This window comes from Brevundimonas aurantiaca (assembly GCF_904830995.1).
Taxonomy (GTDB): Bacteria; Pseudomonadota; Alphaproteobacteria; order Caulobacterales; family Caulobacteraceae; genus Brevundimonas; species Brevundimonas aurantiaca.
Map to the genome: position 1 here is coordinate 2,847,830 of NZ_CAJGVD010000001.1, position 21,602 is coordinate 2,869,431.

Consider the following 21,602-nt stretch of genomic DNA (forward strand, 5'->3'; position numbering starts at 1 on the left):
CGCCAAGGTTCCCTGCATAGCTTTGGACGACTTGCGCGTTTTGCTACATTCTGAGAATGAGGATTACGAAATGGGACGAACGGCGTCAATCAAGACCATGCAGGTCGCAGGTGAAGACGAGGCGGGGGCCAAGGCCTCCGGCAGCCAGACCCTGCTGCGCGGTCTGGACGTCATCGACGCCTTGATCGAAGGCTCTCTGCCGCTGGCCGAACTGTCGGAAAAGCTGGATCTGACCCGCAGCACCACCCACCGTCTGGCCTCGGCCCTGGTCGAGCGTCGTCTGCTGTCGTTCCGGCCGCGCGAGGGCTATTCCCTGGGGCCGAAACTACTGGAGCTGGGGCACGCCGCCAGCCAGCAGATGCATCTGCCGCGCGTCGCCCGACCCTGGCTGGAGCAGCTGTCGGCCGCCACCGACGACACCGTGCATCTGGGCGTGCTGGACGGCCGTCATGCCCTCTATCTGGACAAGGTGGCCGGACGTCGCCGCATCAACATCGGTTCGCGCCTGGGCGAACGTCACCCCATCGCCTCGACCGGCCTGGGCAAGGCGCTGATCCTAGACAAGAGCGAGGCGGAGTGGATCGACTTCTACGCCGAGCCGGACGCCAAGTTCGACTCGGCCGCCCGCGCCGTCTGGCTGGAGCGGATGCGCGGCTATGCCCAGAAGGGCTACGCCTTCGATCTGGAGGAGAACGAAGACCAGATACGCTGCGTCGCCGCTCCGATCCGCTCAGTCGACGGCCGAATCGTCGCGGCCCTCAGCGTGTCCTCGGCCGCTCAATATATGTCCGACGCGCGGATGAGCGAACTGACCAAGACGGTGACGGAGGCCGCTGACGCCATCAGCGCCGACCTCGGCTGGTCGCCCAAAACCTGATCCAAACCCACAGAACTGCCGGAGCCCCCATGCTGCTTGAGAACAAGGTCGTCCTGATCACCGGGGCGTCGCGAGGCATCGGACGGGCGACCGCGATCGAGGTCGCGCGCCAGGGCGCCGACGTGGCGATCAACAGCTTTCGCGACGCCGAGGCGGCCGCCGAGGTCGTCGTGGAGATCGAGCGGCTGGGTCGTCGAGCGATCGCGGTCGATGGCGACGTGGCCCTGCCGGACAGCGCCGCCGACTTCATCGACCGGTCAGTCCAGGCCCTGGGTCGGGTGGACGTCTTCGTCTCCAATGCCGGCATCTGTCCCTTCCACGCTTTCCTGGACATGCCGGTCGAGACCCTGCGCCGGACCATGGAGGTCAATCTGCACGGGGCCTATTTCATGACCCAGGCCGCCGCCAACCAGATGGTGAAGCAGGGCGACGGCGGGGCCATCGTGGCGATCAGCTCCATTTCGGCCCTGGTCGGCGGCGAGATGCAGACCCACTACACCCCGACCAAGGCCGGGGTTCACAGCCTGATGCAATCCTGCGCCGTGGCCCTGGGCCGATACGGCATTCGCTGCAACTCGGTCCTGCCCGGCACCATCGCCACCGACATCAATAAGGACGACCTGTCCGATCCCGCCAAGCGGACCTATATGGAAGGGCGGATTCCGCTGGGGCGGCTGGGTCGGCCCGAGGACGTCGCCTCGGTGGTCGCCTTCCTGGCTTCGGACATGGCGGGCTATATGTCCGGCGCCGCCCTGCTGGTCGACGGCGGGGCGTTCGCGAACTTCCAGTAAGCCAAGCCCATGATCATCTCGTCGCCCAGCGATTACCGCGAGGCCGCCCGGCGCAAGCTGCCGCCCTTCCTGTTTCACTACATCGACGGCGGCGCCTATGCCGAACACACCCTGCGCCGCAACGTCGAGGACTGGAGCGACGTCGCCCTGCGCCAGCGGGTGTTGCAGGACATGTCCAGCCTCAGTCTGGAGACGCGGCTGTTCGATGAAACACTGCGCCTGCCGATCGTCCTAGCGCCGGTCGGCCTGACGGGCATGTACGCCCGGCGCGGCGAGGTGCAGGCGGCCCGGGCGGCGGCGTCGCGCGGCGTGCCCTTCACCCTGTCCACCGTCTCGGTCTGCCCCATCGAAGAGGTGGCGCCCGCCATCGACCGACCGATGTGGTTCCAGCTGTATGTGCTGCGCGATCGGGGCTTCATGAAGAACGCGCTGGAGCGGGCCAGGACGGCGGGGGTGAAGACCCTGGTCTTCACCGTCGACATGCCCACCCCCGGCGCGCGCTACCGCGACGCTCATTCGGGCATGAGCGGGCCCAACGCCGAGATGCGCCGCATGATCCAGGCCATGACCCATCCCGCCTGGGCCTGGGACGTGGGGGTGAGGGGCCGGCCGCACGACCTGGGCAATGTGTCCCGATATCTGGGCAAGGCGACGGGTCTGGCCGACTATATCGGCTGGCTGGGCGCCAATTTCGATCCGTCGATCTCGTGGAAGGACCTTCAGTGGATCCGCGACGCCTGGGAGGGCCCCATGATCATCAAGGGCGTCCTGGATCCCCAGGATGCGCGCGACGCCATGGCCTTCGGCGCCGACGGGATCGTCGTGTCCAACCATGGCGGGCGTCAGCTGGACGGCGTTCTTTCCTCGGCGCGGGCCTTGCCGGCCATCGCCGACACGGTTCAGGGCGACCTGAAGATCCTCGTGGATTCCGGCATCCGCAACGGCCTGGATGTGGTGCGGGCCCTGGCGCTCGGCGCGGACGCCGTGATGTTAGGGCGCGCCTTCATCTACGCCCTGGCGGCGCGGGGGCAGGCGGGCGTGGGCGACCTTCTCGATCTGTTCGAAAAGGAGATGCGCGTGGCCATGACCCTGACGGGAGCCAAGTCCGTCTCCGCCTTTGATCGCACTCTGATCGTGGAGTGACGGCGCAGGGGCCGCCCAACGGCGGGCGGTTGCGTCTCATGTTTCATTATGTAGAAGTGTTTCCCAAAATATTGGGAGTACGCTCGTGAGTTCTGTCTTTACCCGATCCTTCACCGCCCTGGGGGCTCTGACCCTGGTCGCCATGGCCGGAGCGCCGGCTGAGGCCGAGGTTCTTCGCCTGAACACCCCGGCCGTCGGTCTGACCATTGATCGGATCGGCGCCCTGCCGGATGGGGAGCGCGGCGCCTGGGTGGAGTATCTGGCTCGTTCCCAAGCCCAGCACCTGGCGGACCGGGCGGCTCTGGCCGCCGAACTGCCGCCGGGCGCCACTCCGCCGCCGCCGCCTCAGGCCGTGGGGTCCAGCCAGTACAACATGCCTCTGGACCGGCCGTCGGACTGGTACGGATCGGCGCAGGCTCGCCGGATCGCCGACGCCATCGTCAGCTTCCAGACGCCGGCCGGCGGGTGGAGCAAGAACCAGGATCGGACGATCGCCCGTCTGCCTGGTCAGCGGTTCTCGAACGACGCCGAGACCATGGAGCAGAATCCGGCCAATTTCGACGCCCCCGCGGACCGGTTCTGGACCTTCGTCGGCACCCTCGACAATGAGGCGACCTGGACGGAGATGCGCTTCCTGGCCAAGGTCGCGGCCCACGCCCCGGGCGCCCAGGGCGACGCCTGGCGCGCCAGTATCGAGCGCGGCGTGCGCTATCTGTTGAACGCCCAATATCCGAACGGCGGTTGGCCGCAGATCTGGCCTCTGGAAGGCGGCTTCCACGATTCCATCACCTTCAACGACAACGCTGTCGCCAACGCCGCCATGCTGCTGCGGGACGTGTCGCAGGGACGCGAGGGCTTCGACTTTGTTTCGATTGATTTGAAGTCCCGTGCAGGGGAGGCGACGCACAAGGCGGTCGAAGTCATTTTGGCGGCCCAGGGGCGTCAGGGCGATCGCCTGCTGGGCTGGCCTCAGCAGGTGGAGCCGATGCGCCTGGTTCCGACCAGCGCCCGCAACTATGAGCCTCGCTCCATCGCCAGCGGCGAAACCACCGACATCCTGATCTTCCTGATGCGCGAGCCGAATCCTTCCGCCGAGGTCAAGGCGGCCGTGCGCGGCGCGGCGGCTTGGCTTGAGGCGGTCCGGGTCTATGACAAGTCGTTCGAAATGACAGATCAGGGCCGCAAACTGATCGACAAGCCCGGCGCCGGTCCGATCTGGTCGCGCAACTATGATCTGGTGACCGGACGGCCGATCTTCGGCGACAAGGACCAGACCATCCACGACGACGTGAACGAGATTTCGATCGGGCGGCGCAACGGCTATTCCTGGTGGATCACCTCGCCGCAACGGGCGCTTGATCTGTACGCCGCCTGGTCGGCCGAGAACGGCTGATCGGGGGCGTCCGGCCGTCGAACTTTTTTCTCCCTCGTTCGGCGGCCTTTGACGGAAACGGCCGCGCCGCTCATCGTCATCGGATGGAGGGGCCTGTGGCGACCAGACTGAGCATTCCAAGCGAGGAGGCCGTGCGCTGGCTGGCGCGCGAGGTTCTGCCGCATGAGGCGGACGTCCGCCGCTGGCTCGCCCAGTCCTTGGTCGCCGCCTCCGAAACGGACGATGTGATCCAGGAGGCCTATTGCCGACTGGTCGATCTGGACGATCCAGGCCGCATCCGCAGCCCCCGCGCCTACTTCTTCCAGACCGCCCGGTCGATCGTTCTCGAACAGCTGCGTCGGCAACGCGTCGTCCGCTTCGAAACCGTGACGGAAATCGACGGTCTGAACATCGAGTGGGACGAACCGTCTCCGGAGCGTATTGCGGCCGGGCGCAAGGAACTTGAACGCGTGATGCAGATCATCAGCCGTCTGCCCGACCGATGCCGGCGCATCTTCGAGATGCGGCGCATTCTGGGTCTGTCGCAGCGGGAGATCGCACGCCGACTGGGTGTCAGCGAGAACGTGGTCGAGAACGAAGCCGCGCGTGGGCTGAAGGCGATTCTGGCCGCCCTGGCCGCCGAGGAGGCGCCGGCCATGACGAGGCGCAAGGCATGAGCGCTTCCGACCTGAATCCCATCGACGCGGAAGCGGCCGCCTGGGCGGTGAAGCTGGATCGCCCGTTGCCGGACGTCGAACGCGCGGCCTTGGAGACCTGGCTGACCCAGGATCGGCGTCACCGCGGAGCGCTGGCGCGAGCGCAGGCGGCCTATTGTTTAGCCGCCGCGCCCGCCCAGGCGGCTGAACCCGGGGCGACGACAGGTCGGCCGGCCCGGCGCTGGGTCCTGGCGGGGGCGGCCGGCTTGGCCGCCTCGCTGACGGCCGGCGGTGTTTTCGTCTCGGCCCTGCAACGCCAGCGACTGTCCACTCGTCTGGGCGAGATCCGCCGGGTGCCCCTGGAGGATGGCTCTCTGGCCGCGATCAACACCGATACGGTGGTCGAGGTCAGCCTGAAGCCGCGCCGCCGCGAGGTCGCGATCGAGCGCGGCGAGGCCTGGTTCCAGGTCGCCAAGGACGCCGCCCGCCCCTTCGTCGTCGAGGCCGGCGCGGTGCGGGTGCAGGCGGTCGGCACCGCCTTTTCCGTGCGCCGCAAGAGCATCGGCGCCCAGGTCATGGTGACCGAAGGCGTCGTCGAGGTCTGGAGCGTCGACGACCCCGGCGGCGCACGGCGGCGCGTCAAGGCGGGCGAACAGGTCTTCATCGGCGACAAGGCCGGCGCGGCGCGTCCCGTCAGCCGCCCCCTGGAGGCGGAGCGCGCCCTGGCCTGGCGCGACGGTCAGGTGGTGCTTGACGGCGACACGGTCGCCGCCGCCGCCGCCGAGTTCAATCGCTACAACAGCCGCAAGATCATCATCAGCGACCCGGCCCTGGAGGGGCGCCGCGTGGTGGGCTGGTTCCGCACGAACGAGCCCGACAGCTTCGCACGGGCGGTCGCCGTCGCGCACGGCGCATCGGTCCAGGTTTCCGACACCGTCATCGTTCTGGGCGGCTGAAGAAGAAAAATGACGGGCGCGTGACGGAAAGTGCGCGCCTGATCATCGCTTGAATGGAACCCTCGTCAGAAGGGTCCGGGAACAGGAAACAGAAAAGGGAGGGCCTGCGCATGCCATTCGCGCCACAATTCGACGCTCGCGCGTCGCTCATGATCGCCGTCAGCACCATCGCCCTGGCTTCGGCCGGAGCCGCCCACGCGCAGACGCGGCAGTTCAACGTGCCGGCGCAGCCCGCCGCGACCGGCGTGCCGGCCTTCGCCCGGCAGGCGGATCTCCAGCTCCTGGCGTCCTCCGACGCCGTGGCGGGGCAGCAGACCGGCGCGGTTCAGGGGGTGTTGAGCGTGCAGCAGGGCCTGGACCGACTGCTCGCCGGCACCAACCTCGTCGTCGCGTCCAACGACGGACGGACCGCCGTCCTCGCCCGCGACACCCGCGTCGCCCAGGGGGATGAGACGCAGGATCCGGTCTCTGAAGTCGACTCGATTGTGGTAACCGGTTTCCGCGCCTCGCTCAGCAGCGCCTTGACGACCAAGCGCCGCGCCAACGGCGTCGTGGACGTCATCAAGGCCGAGGACATGGCCGACTTCCCGGACGCAAACCTGGCGGAATCCATCCAGCGGGTGCCGGGCGTCTCCATCGCCCGCGACGCCGGCGAGGGCCGACAGATCACCGTGCGCGGCCTGGGACCGCAGTTCACCCGCGTGCGCATCAACGGCGTGGAGGGTCAGAGCACGGCCTCGGGCACCGACAGCTCGGGCGGCGCCAACCGCAACCGCGCCTTCGACTTCAACGTCTTCGCCTCGGAACTCTTCAACAGCATCACCGTGCGCAAGACGGCCTCGGCCGAGACGGAGGAAGGCTCGCTGGGCGCCACCGTCGATCTGCAGACCGGCCGGCCCTTCGACTACGCCGGCGCCAACCTGGTCCTGTCGGGTCAGTACGGCTACAATGATCTGTCGCAGGAATGGGACCCCCGGTTCGCCGCCCTGGCCAGCAACACCTGGATGGACGGCCGCCTGGGCGCCCTGGTCTCGGTCGCCTACACCAAGCGGCGTCTGCTGGAGGAAGGCCACGGGTCCGGCGGCTGGCTGAACGGAACCGAGGCGGGCGGATACAATCCGGCTTCACCCTTCGCCGATGCGCGCCGGGCGGACGTCTATTCGCCGCGCTTTCCCCGCTACGGCCGTCTGACCCATGATCAGGAGCGGTTGGGCCTGACGGGTTCGCTGCAGTTCCGCCCGCAGGAACAGACGCTGATCAACCTTGATCTCCTCTATTCCGATTTCAAGGCGACGCGGCAGGAGAACTGGCTGGAAGCCCTGTCCTTCGCCCGCAACGCCTCCCAGGGCGGCCGGCCTGAAATCATCGTTCGCGACGGCGTCATCGATGCGAACGGCGACATGGTCTATGGTCTGTTCGACGACGTCGATGTGGAGACCGAAACCCGCTTTGACGAGCTGGACACCAAATACACCCAGGCGACGCTGAGCCTGGAGCACGACTTCAGCGATCGCTTCCGGGTGAAGGGTCTGGTCGGCTACTCCAAGTCGGACTTCGACAATCCGATCCAGACCACGGTCATCCTGAACCGCGAGAATTCGGATAACTATTTCTACGACTACCGTGAGAACCGGAACGCGCCGCTGATCGGCTTCGGCTATGACGTCACCGATCCGCTGGCCTATAATTTCGGCGCCGCCCGCTCGGAAATCCGTCTGCGGCCTCAGGGCGTGACCAACACCATCAAGACAGCCCAGTTTGACGCCGGCTATGATTTCAATCCGTCCCTGACCCTGAAGGCCGGCGTCAACTACAAGGAATATGAGTTCGATTCCTGGGCCTTGGCGCGGGTCAATGAAGGCGTGGTGCCCCAGTTGCCGGCCGGGGTGACCCTGGCCAGCCTGACCGAACTGGTCAGCGGCTTCGGCCGGAACCTGGACGCGCCGGCCGGAACGGTCACCAGCTGGATCGCGCCGAACCTTCAGGCCTTCGCGGACCTGTTCGACATCTACAGCAACACGGGCCTGTTCGAGCTGAGCGGGGCGTCCAACAGCAATGCGCGCGGCAATATCCGCAGCGTGACGGAGAAGGATTCGGCCGCCTATCTGCAACTGGACTTCACCACCGAACTGGCCGGCGTGCCGATCCGCGGCGACGTGGGGGTGCGCTATGTGAAGACGGAACAGAGCTCGACCGGCTATCAGCTGGTCGCCGGAGCGGCGCAGCAGACGACGGTGGACCGCGACTATGACGACGTCCTGCCCGCCCTGAACGTCACTGCTGAAGTGACGCCGGACTTCCTGGTCCGCTTCGGCGCGGCCAAGGTCATGACCCGTCCGAACCTGGGCAGTGTCACGCCCGGGGGCAGCCTCAGCACCGTGGGCGTCTTCAGCGTCAGCTCGGGCAACCCCTATCTGGACCCCATCCGGGCCACCACCTACGACCTTTCGGCCGAGTGGTATTTCGCGCCGGAAGCCCTGCTGTCGGTCGGTCTGTTCTACAAGGACATCGACAGTTACATTCAGACGTCCAGGACCTCGCGCCCGTTCAATGAGTCGGGTCTGCCGCTCGAACTGCTGAACGGCCTGGGGGTCTCGCCCAGCGACGTCTTCCTGTTCAGCCAGCCGGTCAACACCGAGGGCGGTCCGCTGAAGGGGATCGAAGTCAGCTACCAGCAGCCGTTCAGCTTCCTGCCCGGACCCTTCGACAATCTGGGCGCCATCTTCAACGTCACCCTGGTCGATTCCAAGATCAGCTATATCTCGTCGCGGTCCCCGACCGGCTTTGTCGAGAACGACCTGATCGGCCTGTCGAAAACGGCCTATAACGCCACCCTCTATTACGAGGACGATCGGTTCAGCGCCCGCGTCTCGGCCGCCTATCGCGACCGCTATCTGACGGCCGTGCCCAGCGGGACCAGCACCAACGACATCGACGGGGTGCGCGACATCGTCACGGTGGACGCCTCGGCCTCATACGCCCTGAACGACCGCATCAAGCTGACGTTCGAAGGGCTGAACCTGACCGACGCCTTCAACGAGCAATATACGGACAGCCGTCGCGACAGCATCTACGTCTATTCGCACACCGGCCGGCAGTACAACTTCGGCGTCCGCTACAGCTTCTAGTCATCCTCTCCCCTCCCGAGGATGGGCGTCGGCCGGTTCGCCGGTCGGCGCCCGCTTTTCATTCGGAGACGCCATGAACCCGCTGCTTCATCGTCGTTCTGTCCTGGCCGCCGGCGCCGCCTTGCCGCTCGCAACGGCCGGTCCGCCCGCCTGGTCGGCGGCGCGGGCCTATGATGCGGTGGTCGCCAAACCCGCCTCGGGGCGGACCTTCGCCGCCCCGGCCTATCCCAGCCTGTCGGCCGCCATCGCCGCCGCCCCGGCGAATGGGACGCGGCCGTTCCGCATCCTGATCACGCGCGGGATCTGGACCGAACAGGTGGTGGTGGACAAGCCCTTCGTTCATCTGATCGGTGAAGACCGCAGCGGTTCAGTGATCAACCACCTAGCCGCCTCCGGACTGGCGGCGCCGGACGGGCGGCCCTGGGGCACCTTCCGCACGGCGACTCTGTTCGTCCGCGCCCCGGATTTTCACGCCGAGACCCTGACGATCAACAACGCCTTCGACGGCCTGGCGGAGATGACCAAGTCGAACGGCCTGCATTCTCACAACGGCGCCGGCCCCCAGGCGGTCGCCTTGATGATGGACAAGGGCTCCGACCGGGCGGTGGTGCGCGCCTGCGACATCCTCAGCTACCAGGACACCCTGTTCCCCGATGCGGGATCGACCCTGTTCAACCGTTGTCTGATCACGGGCAGCTATGACTTCATCTTCGGCGGCGGGCGCGCCTGGTTCGAAGGCTGCGAAATCCGATCGCGCACACGTCCGGCCGATCCGATCGAGGGTTACGTCACCGCGCCCAGCACCCCGATCGATCAGCCGTTCGGCTTCGTCTTCAAAGACTGCCGGTTGACCAAGGACGCCGATGTTCGTCCGGGCTCCGTCTTCTTGGGCCGACCATGGCGGCCGTCCAGCGCCTTTCCCGATGGGCGATACGGCGATCCCCGTTACGTCGGCGCGGCCGCCTTTCTGGGCTGCTGGATGGACGACCACATCGCCCCGGAGGGCTGGACGGAGATGTGGTACACGGGGCGCGACGGCAATCCGCGCACCATGCTTCAGCCAGAGGAGGCGCGCTTCGCGACCTTCGGCTCGACCGGACCGGGCGCCGCCGACTTCGGGCGGGGGCGCCGCCTGTCTGCAGACGAGGCCGGGCGCATCACGCGATCAGTCGTGCTGGGCTGATCGCCGCATCCTGCGGTCTGGCCGGCGCATAGCGGGCGGTCATCTCGGCGCAGAAGTCTGCGAACTCTTCGGCGACCTGCGGCGGGCTGGTGTGGTGGGGCTCCAGACCGCGATGCTCGGGCGTGAAGCAGAAGGTCACGGTCACGTCGAAGTCGGCTAAGGTCTCCATCTGCCGGTCGAACCAGTCCAGGGCGCCGTCGCGATAACGGTCCGCCCAGGACAGGCCGGTGCGCAGCCGACGTACGCCCAGGTCCTTCAGCCATCGGACCGCATCGTCCAGCCTGTGATCCTGGAAGTGAAACCACTGGCAGACCCCCATGTCGGCCGCATAGGGCCGGAAGGCCTCCAGCGCGGCCTTGGGCGAGCCGTCCTCTCGCAACAGGCCCATGTGGAAGTGCCGGTAGTAGGACGACCCCTCAGCCTCCCGATGCCGTGTCGTGGCCTCCCATGTGCGGGGCAGGTCGTACAGGCTGTACCAGTGGATGCGGGGCGCCTTGCCGATCAGCAGTTCGGCGGTCTTTTTCACGCCCCAGGCCTGGACCTCTTCGGAGCCGAAGGCGGAGACCCCGACCTCCGTCACCCAGACCGGCTTGTCGGTGACCGCCTTGATCTCGTCAATTCGCGCGGGCCATTCGTCGATGGGCCACAGGTTCCAGTCCAGGGGAAAACCATGGACGGCGACCACGTCGATCGCCTCCATCACCCCCATCTCCTCCAGTCGCCGAACGAAGGAAGGGTCGATGGGGGACATGCCGCCCAGGACGCGGGTCACCGTGGGATTCTCGGCCCGGACAGCGGCCCCGGCCAGCCGCGTCATCTCGGCGAAACGCGCCCATTCGGGGTCCAGCAGGGGGTCCCAGTGGGACTTGTTGTTCGGTTCGTTCCAGATCTTGACGGCCTCGATCATCGGCGCGGCTCCTTGGTCTTGTCATGGCCGTTGAGGGGCGAGCGGGCGGGATAGACGGCGCCGGCCTCGGTCGGCCGTTCTGTGCGGCGACACAGGAAGACTTCCTCCTCCGGTCGATCCAACACCTGGAACCCCGCGCTGCGCAGCATGGCCGCGCTGGCCGAGGCGTTGGGCGCCCACCAGTTGGTCCAGTCGCGGGCGTAGCGGTGCTCGATGAAGTGCAGCTTCGGATAGTCGGGCCGGTCGAAATGGGCCGTCTGGCTGAAGTCGTAGTCGATTTCGGGTTCAAAGATGTCGTTTGCGCCGCGTTGCATCGACTGGAACAGAAGCAGGTCGTCGGCCACGTGCTCGTGGATCAGGTCCAGCGCCAGCAGCGGGTGGCGCAGGTGGTAGAGGACGCCCATGAAGATGACGAGGTCGAACCGTTCGCCGAGTTTGGCCAGGTCGTAGACGGACAGTTTGCGGAACTCGATATCCGCCTCTTCGACCTCAGCGGCGAGCCGCGCCTGGTCCAGATAGCGGTCGTCGAAATCGACGCCCATCACCCGGTCCGCCCCCCGCCGCTTCATCTCCAGCGAGTAGAAGCCGGCGTTGCAGCCGATATCGAGCACGCTGCGGCCGCTCAGATCATCGGGGATCACATGGGCGAAGCGGGCGAACTTGTTGGCGGGATAGTCGTGGAGGAAGTGATCCGGCGCGGTGCGAACCCCCTTCAGCTCCATATTGTGAAACCAGGGGCCGAGTTCGGCCACCCGAGCGCGAACCTGCGCGGCGCTGAGTTCAGCCATGCGGAACCTCATTCAGGCGAAGAAGGGACAGGCGTTCCGGCGTCGCCGAGACGGTGGTGATCGAGCCCGGCGCGATCTCGAACCGATCGTGGTGTCGCAGCGAAAGCCCCAGAGTCAGGGCGACGACCGACTTGATCACGTCGGCGTGGCTGACCGCCGCCACGGCTCCGGCGTCGGCGGCCGCCATCGTCTCCAGCCAGCGGGACAGGCGGCCTTGGACCTCCAGCATCGACTCTCCGTTCGGCGCCCGCCCCTGGTCGCGAGCGGCGTTCCACCGGCGCCATTCGGGCAGGGCGTCCAGTTGGGCGAAATCCCGGCCGGTCCAGTCCCCGAAATCAATCTCGTTCAAGGCGGTTTCCTCTTCGAGCCGCCCAGAGTGGGCGGCGGCTATCACGGCGGCGGTCTCTCGCGTCCGGTCCAGGGGGCTGGTCAGCACCCGATCAAGTCGGGGGAGGACGCGCGCCAAAGCCTCGGCTTGACGTCTTCCTGTGTCGCTCAGACCCACGCCAGGAGTGCGTCCGCAAAGCCGTCGGGACACAAGGTCGTGGGCTCCGTGTCGGATCAGGTGGATGATCGTCACGAGACCATGCGAGCGGCGCGCGGGGCAGGGGCGGGCTCGTCGCCGCGGATAAAACGCAGCGTCCGCTCGCGCGCCTCCTCGTCCGTGAACTGTTCCGGGGGGGATTTCATGAACCAGCTGGACGGCCCGATCAGAGGCCCGGATACGCCGCGATCCATCGCCACCTTGGCGCACCGGACTGCGTCGATGACGACGCCTGCGCTGTTGGGACTGTCCCAGACCTCCAGCTTGACCTCCATGCTGATCGGCACGTCGCCGAAGGTGGTGCCCTCCAGACGGATGTGCGCCCATTTGCGGTCGGTCAGCCACGGGACGAAATCACTGGGGCCCACATGGACGTCGTCGTCGGCCAGCGGCGTCTCGAACTGGCTGGTGACCGCCTGGGTCTTGGAGATCTTCTTCGACGTCAGTCTTTCGCGCTCCAGCATGTTCTTGAAGTCGGAGTTGCCGCCGAAGTTGAGCTGATAGGTGCGATCCACGCGCACGCCCCGCTCACGCATCAGATTGGCCAGCACCCGGTGAACGATGGTGGCGCCGACCTGGCTCTTTATGTCGTCGCCGATGAGGGGCAGTCCGGCGTCGCTGAAGCGCTTCGCCCAGGCTGGGTCCGAAGCGATGAAGACGGGAATGCAGTTGACGAAGGCGCAGCCGGCCCGCAGCGCCTGTTCGGCGTAATATTCGGTGGCCTTTTGCGATCCCACGGGCAGGTAGGAAACCAGCACCTGGGTTCCACTGTCGCGTAAGGCCTGGGCCACATCGACGGAAGGAGCGGCGCTCTCTTCCAGGTCGTCGATCATGTATCGGCCGATCCCGTCTAATGTCGGTCCGCGCTGGACGGTGACGCCGGAGGGGCCGGGGGAGGCGAAGCGGAAGGTGTTGTTCGGCGGGGCGAAGATGGCGTCCGACAGGTCGCGGCCGACCTTGGCCGCATGGATGTCGAAGGCGCTGACCATCTCCATGTCTTCCATACGATAACCGCCGAGTTCGACGTTCATCAGCCCGGGCGGAGGGGCGTTGCTGGGGGCTGCCGCATAATGGGCCAAGCCCTGAACGAAAGACGAGGCGCAGTTGCCCACGCCCACGACGCCGATCCGAACGGATTTTCGCTGCATTGGCTGGTCCCTTCGCCGTTCCGCGGCCCGATCGGCCGCAGCAAAAGGAAGGATCTACAAAGCTCCCGGTTCCGTGAAATGGCCAAGTATCCGTCAGATCAAGGATCGAAGCGGACGATAGATGTTCTTGTGTCGAATTTTGAACATTGAAAGAAAAGGCGGAAAGGGAAGTGCTGGCGCAATATGTTCAAAATTGAACGCTCCGAATATCGGAACAGATGGGTAGAAGAAGCTGTTGCTCGGGTGAACCTGCCGGAGCTGCACCATGTCCGAAGCGAACCGCCTGACTGATCATGACGACATCCGCGCCTGGGCCGAGGCCCGCGGCGCCAGGCCTTCTCGCGTGGCCAGCACGGCCGACGCCGACGGCGGCGGGGTGCTGAGGTTCGACTTCGGCGACAAGGAAGAGGCGCTGGAGGAGATCTCCTGGGACGACTTCTTCCGCATCTTCGAAGACAGCGACCTGGCCTTGCTTGCGCAGGACCAGACGAGCGGCGGCGAGACGAGCCGTTTCTCCAAGTTCGTGCAGCGCTGAGCCGGAGATCCCCATGGCGAACACTGTCCTGATCACCGGCGGCGCGGGCTTCGTCGGCCGTCATCTCGCCCGATCCCTGCTTGAACAAGGCCACAGGGTGAGGGCGCTGGACAGCCTGATCGAGCAGGTTCACCCCACTGGCGCGCGGCCCGACGAACTGGACCCCGAGGTCGAACTGGTGGTCGGCGACATTCGCGACGAGGACCGGGTCCGGGCGGCGCTTCAGGGGGTGGACAAGGTCGTTCACCTCGCCGCGGAGGTCGGCGTCGGCCAGAGCATGTATGCGATCGACCGCTATACCTCGGTCAACGATTACGGCACGGCGGTGCTGTTCCAGCAGTTGATCGACCAGCCGGTGCAGCGGGTGGTCGTCGCCTCCTCAATGAGCATCTACGGCGAGGGCCTGTACCGAACTGAAGACGGCGATCTGCGTCAGGAGGTGGTGCGCGGCGCCCGCAACCCGGACGGCTCATGGGACCCCACGGACGACCAAGGGCGGGCGCTGATCCCCGTGCCGACGCCAGAGACCAAGTCGCCGGCGCTGAAGAGCGTCTATGCGATCAACAAATTCGTTCAGGAACGGCTCACCCTGACCCTGACGGCCCAATACGGGATGGAAAGCTGCGCCCTGCGGCTCTGGAACATCTACGGGCCGGGGCAGGCCCTTTCCAATCCCTACACCGGCGTCCTGGCCATCTTCGCCTCCCGCATCGCCAACGGTCAGTCGCCGATGGTGTTCGAGGACGGCCGTCAGAGACGCGACTTCGTGCATGTCTCGGACGTGGCGCGCGCCTTCCTTCTGGCGCTGGAGAAGCCGGACGCGAATGGGCAGGTCTTCAACATCGGCTCTGGGGAGGACCGCACCGTCGAGGACGTGGCGCGGCTGCAGGCGGCCTCGATGGGGCGGCCCGATATCGAGCCACTGATCACCAACAAGGCCAGGGCGGGCGACATCCGCCACAATATTCCCGATCTGACGAAGGCCCGCGAGCAACTCGGCTATGAATCACGTCAGGACTTCGCGGCAGGTCTTGAGGAACTGGCCGAATGGGTGGCGCGTCAGGAAGCCCAGGACCGGGTCGATCAGGCGCGCGGCGAGCTGGAACGTCGGGGGCTGGTGGCATGAGCCGGGTCCTGATCACGGGCGGCGCCGGTTTCATCGGCTCCAACCTCGCCGACCGCCTGGCCGGCCAGGGTCATGAGATCGTGGTGCTGGACACCCTGGCGCGGCCGGGGGTGGAGGGAAACCTCAAATGGCTGCTGCTGCGCCACGGCGCACAGGTCCGGCACCTGGCGGCTGACGTGCGCCAGACCGAGGCGGTCGAGACGGCGATCGCCCAGGCGGACGTGGTCTTTCACCTGGCCGCCCAGGTGGCGGTGACGACCAGTTTGGCTGATCCCCGCAACGACTTCGACGTCAATCTGGTCGGGACGCTGAACGTCCTGGAGGCGGCGCGCCGGCGACGCACTCCGGTCGTTTTCGCCAGCACGAACAAGGTCTACGGCGACCTGGGCGACATCGAGCTGGGCGTTCAGAACGAGGCCTGGCTGCCGACGGATGCGGCCCTGCGGACGCGGGGCGTGGACGAACGGCGGCCGCTGGACTTCCACACGCCCTACGGATGCTCCAAAGGCGCGGCCGACCAGTATGTGTTGGACTATGCCCGCAGCTACGACGTGCCGACCTGCGTGCTGCGGATGAGCTGCATCTACGGTTCCCGTCAGATGGGTACGGAGGACCAGGGCTGGGTCGCCCATTTCCTGATCCGGGCGCTGGAAGGCGCCCCGATAACCCTTTACGGCGACGGCCGGCAGGTGCGCGATATTCTGGACGTGTCCGACGCGGTCGACGCCTATGTCGCGGCCTGGGAGCGGATCGAGGCCGTGTCGGGCCGCGCCTTCAACCTGGGCGGCGGGCCTGAGAACGCCGTCAGCCTGAGGGGATTGATCGCTCATATCGACCGGCTGATCGGCCGCGCGACCGAACTGCAGTTTGAGGACTGGCGGGCCGGGGATCAGCGCTACTTCGTCGCCGACGCCTCGGCGGCCCATCGCGCCTTGGGGCTGGGCGCGGTCAAGCCCTGGCGGCCGGGCGTGTCGGACCTGGCGGGCTGGCTGCGGGCGGAACGGCGACTGGACGCCCGCATCGGCTCTGCGGCGGCATGAGTCTGGTCCCCCTTCACGTGCTGATGACCACCGACGCCGTGGGCGGCGTCTGGACCTATGCGCTGGATCTGGCGGAAGGCCTGTCGGCGCGCGGCGTCCGCATCACCCTAGCCGTGTCGGGCCCTGCGCCCCGTCCCGCCCAGCGACGAGCCGCCGAACAGATTGAGGGGCTCACGCTGGTCGATGCGGGGGGGACGCTCGACTGGCTGGCGGACGGTCCCCGCCCGCTGGACCAGACGGCGCGGGCCCTGCGCGGTTTGGCGGGCCAGAACGGCGTGGATCTGGTGCACCTCAACAGCCCCGCCTTGCGGGGCGACGAGGACTGGGGCGCGCCCGTGGTCGGGGTTTGTCACTCCTGCGTGGCGACCTGGTGGGACGCGGTGCGTGGAACGGCCTTGCCGGAGGATTTCGCCTGGCGGACGGAGCGGCTCGCCCAGGGCTACCGGCGTTGTGACCGTCTGATCGCCCCCAGTTTCGCCTTCATGCAGACGACGGCGGCGCGCTACGGCGTCCTGCCCGCTACGGTTCGAAACGGCCGCCGTCCCATTGGAACCCGCCCGGTTCCCCGGCGCCGGCAGGTTCTGACCTCGGGCCGGCTGTGGGACGAGGGCAAGAATATTGCGACCCTCGAACGGGCCGCCCGACGGATGCGGGGCCGGGTCGAGGCCGCCGGTCCGCTTGAAGGACCGAACGGTCAGTCGGTTCATCTGGACCGGATCCAGCCCCTGGGCGCGCTGGGCCCCACCGACTTGCAGCAAAGGCTTCGACTGGCGTCAATCTTCTGCGCCCCGTCGCTTTACGAGCCCTTCGGCCTGGGCGTGCTGGAGGCGGCCCAGGCGGGATGCGCCCTGGTCTTGGCCGATATTCCGACCTTCCGCGAGCTTTGGGAGGGGGCGGCGCTGTTCGTCTCTCCGCAAGACGACGCCGCGCTGGCGGTCGTTCTGGATGAACTGCTGGAAGACGCCGACCGCGCGCGCCGCCTGGGACGGCTGGCGGCCGAGCGCGCCGAACAGTTCAGCCTCGAGGCCATGGTCGAGGGAACCCTGGCCGTCTATGCCGAGGCCTTGGCCCAGCGCGTCCCCTTCGGGGAGGCGGCCGCGTGAAGATCGTCTATTTCACCCATTCGCTGGAGTCGTGCTGGAACCACGGCAATGCGCATTTCCTGCGTGGGGTGCTGCGCGAACTGATCGCCCGCGGCCATCAGGTCGAGGCGTGGGAGCCGCACGACGCCTGGAGCCGCGCCAATCTGGTCGCGGACCATGGCGAAGAAGGACTGGCGCCCTATCGGCAAGCCTATCCCGAACTGGTCAGCCGCCGCTTCCATCCGCCCCTCGATGTGGATCGGGCGCTGGACGGGGCGGACCTGGTCATCGTGCATGAATGGAACGATCCGGCGCTGGTGGCGGCCGTCGGTCGCGCGCGGGGGCGGGGCCGCTTTACTCTGTTGTTTCACGACACCCACCACCGGGCCGTCAGCGAGCCGGAGGCCATGCAGGCTTTCGACCTGTCGGAATATGACGGGGTGCTCGCCTTCGGTGAAACCCTGGCGGCGGTGTATCGCCGATGGGGCTGGGGCGATCGCGTCTTCGTCTGGCATGAGGCGGCCGACGTCCGCCTGTTCCATCCTCCGCTTGAGCAGCAGCGCCGGGAAGGACTGGTCTGGGTCGGCAACTGGGGCGACGGGGAGCGGACCGCGGAACTGGAGCGATTTCTGTTCGCCCCGGCGGCGGCGAGCGGCCTTGAACTTGATCTCTACGGCGTCCGCTATCCCGAGGCGGCGCGGCGGCTGCTGGACCGCTACGACGTCCGCTATCACGGCTGGCTGCCCAATGCGGCGGCGCCGAAAGTGTTCGCGCGCCGCCTGGCGACCGTTCACGTCCCGCGCCGTTTCTACGTCGAGACGCTTCCGGGCATTCCGACCATTCGCGTGTTCGAAGCCCTGGCCTGTGGAATCCCCCTGATCAGCGCGCCGTGGACGGACAGCGAGGGCCTGTTCGAGGTCGGTCGTGACTTCCTGATGGTGCGCTCCGGCAGCGAAATGGCTTCGGCGCTCCGGGCGGTCAAGTCGGACGCCGGCCTGCGCGCGGAACTGACCGAGCACGGACTGGCGGCAATCCGCGCCCGCCACACCTGCGCACACCGGGTCGATGAACTGATGGCGGTGCTGGGGCGGCTCGGCGCGCCCGCCGCCGATCCCGCTCCAACCTTCCACCCCGTCATGGAGATTGCGGAATGAAGATCGCCTTTTACGGCTCCAGCCTGCTGTCGTCCTACTGGAACGGCGCGGCCACCTACTATCGCGGCCTGCTGGGCGCCTTGGCCGAACGCGGATGGGACATCCTGTTTCTGGAACCCGACGCCTTCGACCGGCAGCAGCATCGCGACATTGATGCGCCGGACTGGGCTGAGGTGGTGGTGTGGGACAACACCGTCGAAGGCTGCAAGACAGCCATGGCGCGCGCCGTGGAGGCCGACGTAGTGGTCAAGGCTTCCGGCGTCGGCGTGTTCGACGACGTCCTGCTGGGCGTGTTCGACCTGGCGCGCCCCGACGCCCTGACCGTCTACTGGGACGTGGACGCCCCCGCCACCCTGGCGGAGGTGAAGGCCGCGCCCGATCATCCGCTGCGGCGGGTCCTGCCGCAGATTGATCACGTCCTGACCTATGGCGGCGGCGCTCCGGTCGTGCAGGCGTTCCAAGCGCTCGGCGCCCGCGACTGCCGTCCGATCTATAATGCGCTCGATCCCGCCACCCATCATCCCGTCCAGCCGGACCCCGGCTTCTCCGCCGACCTCGCGCTCCTGGCCAATCGACTGCCGGATCGGGAACGCCGGATCGAGACCTTCTTTCTGGAGCCCGCCGCCGCCCTGCCGCAACGCCGGTTTCTGCTGGGCGGCAACGGCTGGGCCGACAAGGCCATGTCGGCGAACGTCCAGACCATCGGTCATGTGGGCACGGCCCAGCACAACGCCTTCAACTGTACGCCCCTGGCGGTGCTGAACGTCGCCCGCGACAGCATGGCCGAGGTCGGCTTCTCGCCCGCCACGCGGGTGTTCGAGGCCACCGGCGCCGGGGCCTGCCTGATCACCGACTATTGGGAAGGCGTCGAACAGTTTCTGAAGCCGGACGTCGAAGTGCTGGTGGCGCGCGACGGCCAGGACGTGGCGGCGCATCTGGCCGCCCTGACGCCGGAACGGGCGCAGGCCATCGGCCGGGCGGCGCGCGACCGCGTCCTGGCCGATCATACCTACGCCCAGCGGGCCGAGGCGGTGGACGCCCTGTTCCGCGAACGGCTTGCGGCGCGCCGCGAAAGGAGCGCGGCATGAAGCTGGTCGTGCTGGGGCTCAGCCTGTCGTCCGCCTGGGGCAATGGCCACGCCGTGACCTTCCGCGCCCTGCTGTCCGCCTTCGCGGACCGGGGGCACGAGGTGGTGTTCCTGGAGCGGGAAACCCCTTGGTATGCGGCGCATCGCGATGTGTCGGACCCGCCCTATTGCCGCCTCGACTTCTATTCGAATCTGCAGGATCTGGAGCGTTTTGCGGACGAGGTGCGCAGCGCAGACGCCGTCCTGGTCGGCTCATACGTGCCCGAGGGGATCGAGGTCGGCCGGTGGGCGCGTCGCACGGCGACGGGCGTGGTCGCCTTCTACGACATCGACACCCCTGTGACCCTGGCCCGGCTGGCGCAAGACGATTGCGACTATCTGCGAGCCGACCAGATTGCGAACTACGACATCTATTTCTCCTTCACCGGCGGGGCGATGCTCGAGCGTCTGGAGCGCGACCACGGCGCGCCGGCGGCCCGCGCCCTCTATTGTTCGGCGGACCCCGAGGCCTATCGACCGCAAGCCGCCGCTCCGCGGTGGGATCTGTCCTACCTCGGCACCTATAGCCCGGATCGTCAGCCGACATTGGAGCGCCTGCTGCTGGAGCCGGCCCGGCGTATGTCGGATCGTCGCTTCGTGGTGGCGGGCCCTCAGTATCCCGATGACATCGACTGGCCCCAGAATGTCGAGCGGATCGACCATCTGCCCCCGGCCGACCATCCGGCCTTCTACGCCGCCAGCCGCTTCACCCTGAACGTCACTCGCGTGGACATGCGGGCGGCCGGGCACAGCCCCTCGATCCGGCTGTTCGAGGCCGGCTCTTGCGGCTGCCCGATCATTTCGGACGCCTGGCCTGGCATCGAGACGCTCTTCACCCCGGGCGAGGAGATCCTGCTGGCCGACGACGCCGAGACGGTGATCGAGGCGCTGTCCGCGCCTGTGGATCAGGCTCGCGCGATGGGCGAGGCCGCGCGCCGTCGCATCCTGTCAGAACACACCCCCTCCCACCGCGCCCACACTCTGGAGCGTGAGTTGATCGCGGCTCTACGGGCCAAGACGAAGGACCGACCTATGAAGTCCATATCCGACACCCGCACCGTCCTGGTCGCCGGCGGCGCCGGTTTCCTCGGTTCGCACCTGTGCGACCGGTTGTTGGCGGAAGGTCGCCACGTCGTCTGCCTCGACAATCTGCAGACGGGCGACCTGGCGAACCTCAAGGACGCAATGAAACAGCCGCGGTTCGAGTTCGTGCGCCACGACATCGTCGACCCCCTGCCGGAGCGGATCACCGCCCGTCGGTTTGACCGCATCTACGACCTGGCCTGCGCCGGTTCGCCGCCGCAGTATCAGCAGGATCCGGAGCATACGATGCTGACCTGCATCCTCGGGGTTCGTAACCTGCTGCAACTGGCCGAGAAGACCGGCGCGCGTCTGTTGCTGACCTCCACCAGCGAGGTCTACGGCGATCCGGAGGTCCATCCCCAGCCGGAAACCTATCGCGGCAACGTCAATCCGATCGGCCCGCGCGCCTGCTATGACGAGGGCAAGCGGGCGGCCGAGACCCTGGTCTTTGACTATGATCGGGCGGGGCGAGCCGAGGTTCGCGTGGCGCGGATCTTCAACACCTATGGGCCGCGCCTGTCGGCGGCCGACGGTCGGGTCGTCTCCAACCTGATCACCCAGGCCCTTTCGGACGCGCCGATCACCATCTATGGCGACGGCAGCCAGAGCCGGTCCTTCTGCTATGTGGACGACATGATCGGCGGCCTGATCGCCCTGATGGAGCATGAGGGACCGCAGCCGGGACCGATCAACCTCGGCAATCCGGTCGAGCTGACGGTGTCCGAACTGGTCGAGGTCATTCTTGATCTGACCGGCTCCGGCTCCGGAATCGTCCACCGACCGCTGCCCGCCGACGACCCGCGGCGTCGCCGTCCGGATATCGCCAAGGCCGATGCAGTCCTGGATTGGCGCCCGACCACCGCCTTGCTTGACGGTCTGCGCCGCACCATCAACTGGTTCGACGCCGATCGCCCGATTGTGGTCAGCGACCGTCCGGCCCTCAGCGCCTGAGGTGCGGGCCGA

General features: G+C 67.2%; 19 protein-coding genes. 15 read left to right on the top strand and 4 right to left on the bottom strand.

What is annotated here, in order from left to right; translation table 11 throughout:
* Positions 1–97: 97 nt before the first annotated feature.
* From JMT67_RS14010 to JMT67_RS14045, 8 genes are all read left to right on the top strand, one after another.
* Positions 98–877, top strand: a complete 780-nt coding sequence (locus tag JMT67_RS14010) for an IclR family transcriptional regulator (RefSeq protein WP_233455889.1) — start codon at positions 98–100, stop codon at positions 875–877.
* Positions 878–906: 29 nt separating this feature from the next.
* Positions 907–1,668, top strand: a complete 762-nt coding sequence (locus JMT67_RS14015; RefSeq protein WP_201463803.1) for an SDR family NAD(P)-dependent oxidoreductase — start codon at positions 907–909, stop codon at positions 1,666–1,668.
* 9 nt (positions 1,669–1,677) lie between these two features.
* Positions 1,678–2,811 carry an FMN-dependent L-lactate dehydrogenase LldD gene (gene lldD / locus JMT67_RS14020; protein ID WP_201463804.1) on the top strand — a complete coding sequence of 378 codons (1,134 nt, stop codon included), beginning with the start codon at positions 1,678–1,680 and terminating at the stop codon, positions 2,809–2,811.
* A gap of 85 nt (positions 2,812–2,896) precedes the next feature.
* Positions 2,897–4,204, top strand: a complete 1,308-nt coding sequence (gene pelA, locus JMT67_RS14025; protein ID WP_233455890.1) for a pectate lyase — start codon at positions 2,897–2,899, stop codon at positions 4,202–4,204.
* 95 nt (positions 4,205–4,299) lie between these two features.
* A complete protein-coding gene (locus tag JMT67_RS14030) occupies positions 4,300–4,860 on the top strand; it encodes a sigma-70 family RNA polymerase sigma factor (protein WP_233455891.1) in 561 nt (186 codons plus the stop codon).
* Positions 4,857–5,795: a FecR family protein gene (locus tag JMT67_RS14035; protein WP_201463806.1), complete on the top strand. Its 939-nt coding sequence runs from the start codon at positions 4,857–4,859 to the stop codon at positions 5,793–5,795. The genes JMT67_RS14030 and JMT67_RS14035 overlap by 4 nt, the downstream gene beginning before the upstream one ends.
* A 149-nt stretch (positions 5,796–5,944) precedes the next feature.
* Entirely contained in the window at positions 5,945–8,923 is a 2,979-nt protein-coding gene (locus tag JMT67_RS14040; RefSeq protein WP_233455892.1) for a TonB-dependent receptor, read from the top strand.
* A 73-nt stretch (positions 8,924–8,996) separates the two neighbouring features.
* Positions 8,997–10,106 carry a pectinesterase family protein gene (locus tag JMT67_RS14045; RefSeq protein ID WP_201463808.1) on the top strand — a complete coding sequence of 370 codons (1,110 nt, stop codon included), beginning with the start codon at positions 8,997–8,999 and terminating at the stop codon, positions 10,104–10,106.
* Here the strand turns inward: JMT67_RS14045 and JMT67_RS14050 are convergent.
* From JMT67_RS14050 to JMT67_RS14065, 4 genes are read right to left on the bottom strand one after another with little or no spacing between them, the layout of a single operon-like run.
* On the bottom strand, positions 10,081–11,013 hold the full coding sequence (locus JMT67_RS14050) for a glycoside hydrolase 5 family protein (protein WP_201463809.1): 933 nt from the start codon (positions 11,011–11,013) through the stop codon (positions 10,081–10,083). The genes JMT67_RS14045 and JMT67_RS14050 overlap by 26 nt on opposite strands.
* A complete protein-coding gene (locus JMT67_RS14055) occupies positions 11,010–11,801 on the bottom strand; it encodes a TIGR04290 family methyltransferase (protein WP_201463810.1) in 792 nt (263 codons plus the stop codon). The genes JMT67_RS14050 and JMT67_RS14055 overlap by 4 nt, the downstream gene beginning before the upstream one ends.
* Positions 11,794–12,381, bottom strand: a complete 588-nt coding sequence (locus JMT67_RS14060) for a histidine phosphatase family protein (protein ID WP_233455893.1) — start codon at positions 12,379–12,381, stop codon at positions 11,794–11,796. The genes JMT67_RS14055 and JMT67_RS14060 overlap by 8 nt, the downstream gene beginning before the upstream one ends.
* Positions 12,378–13,493 carry an inositol-3-phosphate synthase gene (locus JMT67_RS14065; RefSeq protein ID WP_201463812.1) on the bottom strand — a complete coding sequence of 372 codons (1,116 nt, stop codon included), beginning with the start codon at positions 13,491–13,493 and terminating at the stop codon, positions 12,378–12,380. Before JMT67_RS14065 ends, JMT67_RS14060 begins: the two co-directional genes overlap by 4 nt.
* A 265-nt stretch (positions 13,494–13,758) precedes the next feature.
* Here JMT67_RS14065 and JMT67_RS14070 point away from each other — a divergent pair, with 265 nt between their 5' ends.
* The 7 genes from JMT67_RS14070 to JMT67_RS16315 are packed head-to-tail and all read left to right on the top strand — an operon-like array spanning position 13,759 to position 21,590.
* Positions 13,759–14,028, top strand: coding sequence for a hypothetical protein (locus tag JMT67_RS14070; RefSeq protein ID WP_201463813.1), 270 nt, complete (start codon positions 13,759–13,761; stop codon positions 14,026–14,028).
* Between the two features lie 13 nt (positions 14,029–14,041).
* On the top strand, positions 14,042–15,154 hold the full coding sequence (locus JMT67_RS14075; protein ID WP_201463814.1) for an NAD-dependent epimerase/dehydratase family protein: 1,113 nt from the start codon (positions 14,042–14,044) through the stop codon (positions 15,152–15,154).
* Positions 15,151–16,194 carry an SDR family NAD(P)-dependent oxidoreductase gene (locus JMT67_RS14080; RefSeq protein ID WP_233455894.1) on the top strand — a complete coding sequence of 348 codons (1,044 nt, stop codon included), beginning with the start codon at positions 15,151–15,153 and terminating at the stop codon, positions 16,192–16,194. The genes JMT67_RS14075 and JMT67_RS14080 overlap by 4 nt, the downstream gene beginning before the upstream one ends.
* The gene (locus JMT67_RS14085; RefSeq protein ID WP_201463816.1) at positions 16,191–17,297 is read left to right on the top strand and encodes a glycosyltransferase family 4 protein; all 1,107 of its coding nucleotides are present in this window, start codon (positions 16,191–16,193) and stop codon (positions 17,295–17,297) included. Before JMT67_RS14080 ends, JMT67_RS14085 begins: the two co-directional genes overlap by 4 nt.
* Positions 17,294–18,430, top strand: a complete 1,137-nt coding sequence (locus JMT67_RS14090) for a CgeB family protein (RefSeq protein WP_201463817.1) — start codon at positions 17,294–17,296, stop codon at positions 18,428–18,430. The genes JMT67_RS14085 and JMT67_RS14090 overlap by 4 nt, the downstream gene beginning before the upstream one ends.
* Positions 18,427–19,518 carry a CgeB family protein gene (locus JMT67_RS14095; protein WP_054765038.1) on the top strand — a complete coding sequence of 364 codons (1,092 nt, stop codon included), beginning with the start codon at positions 18,427–18,429 and terminating at the stop codon, positions 19,516–19,518. Before JMT67_RS14090 ends, JMT67_RS14095 begins: the two co-directional genes overlap by 4 nt.
* On the top strand, positions 19,515–21,590 hold the full coding sequence (locus JMT67_RS16315) for a bifunctional glycosyltransferase/UDP-glucuronate decarboxylase (protein WP_233455895.1): 2,076 nt from the start codon (positions 19,515–19,517) through the stop codon (positions 21,588–21,590). The genes JMT67_RS14095 and JMT67_RS16315 overlap by 4 nt, the downstream gene beginning before the upstream one ends.
* Positions 21,591–21,602 lie beyond the last annotated feature (12 nt).

What these genes read in the sequence shown, in the direction of transcription:
- JMT67_RS14010 (WP_233455889.1), top strand. Translation starts at nt 98, where the DNA reads ATGCAGGTCGCAGGTGAAGACGAGGCGGGGGCCAAGGCCTCCGGCAGC.
- JMT67_RS14015 (WP_201463803.1), top strand. Translation starts at nt 907, where the DNA reads ATGCTGCTTGAGAACAAGGTCGTCCTGATCACCGGGGCGTCGCGAGGC.
- lldD (WP_201463804.1), top strand. Translation starts at nt 1,678, where the DNA reads ATGATCATCTCGTCGCCCAGCGATTACCGCGAGGCCGCCCGGCGCAAG.
- JMT67_RS14035 (WP_201463806.1), top strand. Translation starts at nt 4,857, where the DNA reads ATGAGCGCTTCCGACCTGAATCCCATCGACGCGGAAGCGGCCGCCTGG.
- JMT67_RS14040 (WP_233455892.1), top strand. Translation starts at nt 5,945, where the DNA reads ATGATCGCCGTCAGCACCATCGCCCTGGCTTCGGCCGGAGCCGCCCAC.
- JMT67_RS14045 (WP_201463808.1), top strand. Translation starts at nt 8,997, where the DNA reads ATGAACCCGCTGCTTCATCGTCGTTCTGTCCTGGCCGCCGGCGCCGCC.
- JMT67_RS14050 (WP_201463809.1), bottom strand. Translation starts at nt 11,013, where the DNA reads ATGATCGAGGCCGTCAAGATCTGGAACGAACCGAACAACAAGTCCCAC.
- JMT67_RS14055 (WP_201463810.1), bottom strand. Translation starts at nt 11,801, where the DNA reads ATGGCTGAACTCAGCGCCGCGCAGGTTCGCGCTCGGGTGGCCGAACTC.
- JMT67_RS14065 (WP_201463812.1), bottom strand. Translation starts at nt 13,493, where the DNA reads ATGCAGCGAAAATCCGTTCGGATCGGCGTCGTGGGCGTGGGCAACTGC.
- JMT67_RS14070 (WP_201463813.1), top strand. Translation starts at nt 13,759, where the DNA reads ATGTCCGAAGCGAACCGCCTGACTGATCATGACGACATCCGCGCCTGG.
- JMT67_RS14075 (WP_201463814.1), top strand. Translation starts at nt 14,042, where the DNA reads ATGGCGAACACTGTCCTGATCACCGGCGGCGCGGGCTTCGTCGGCCGT.
- JMT67_RS14080 (WP_233455894.1), top strand. Translation starts at nt 15,151, where the DNA reads ATGAGCCGGGTCCTGATCACGGGCGGCGCCGGTTTCATCGGCTCCAAC.
- JMT67_RS14085 (WP_201463816.1), top strand. Translation starts at nt 16,191, where the DNA reads ATGAGTCTGGTCCCCCTTCACGTGCTGATGACCACCGACGCCGTGGGC.
- JMT67_RS14095 (WP_054765038.1), top strand. Translation starts at nt 18,427, where the DNA reads ATGAAGATCGCCTTTTACGGCTCCAGCCTGCTGTCGTCCTACTGGAAC.
- JMT67_RS16315 (WP_233455895.1), top strand. Translation starts at nt 19,515, where the DNA reads ATGAAGCTGGTCGTGCTGGGGCTCAGCCTGTCGTCCGCCTGGGGCAAT.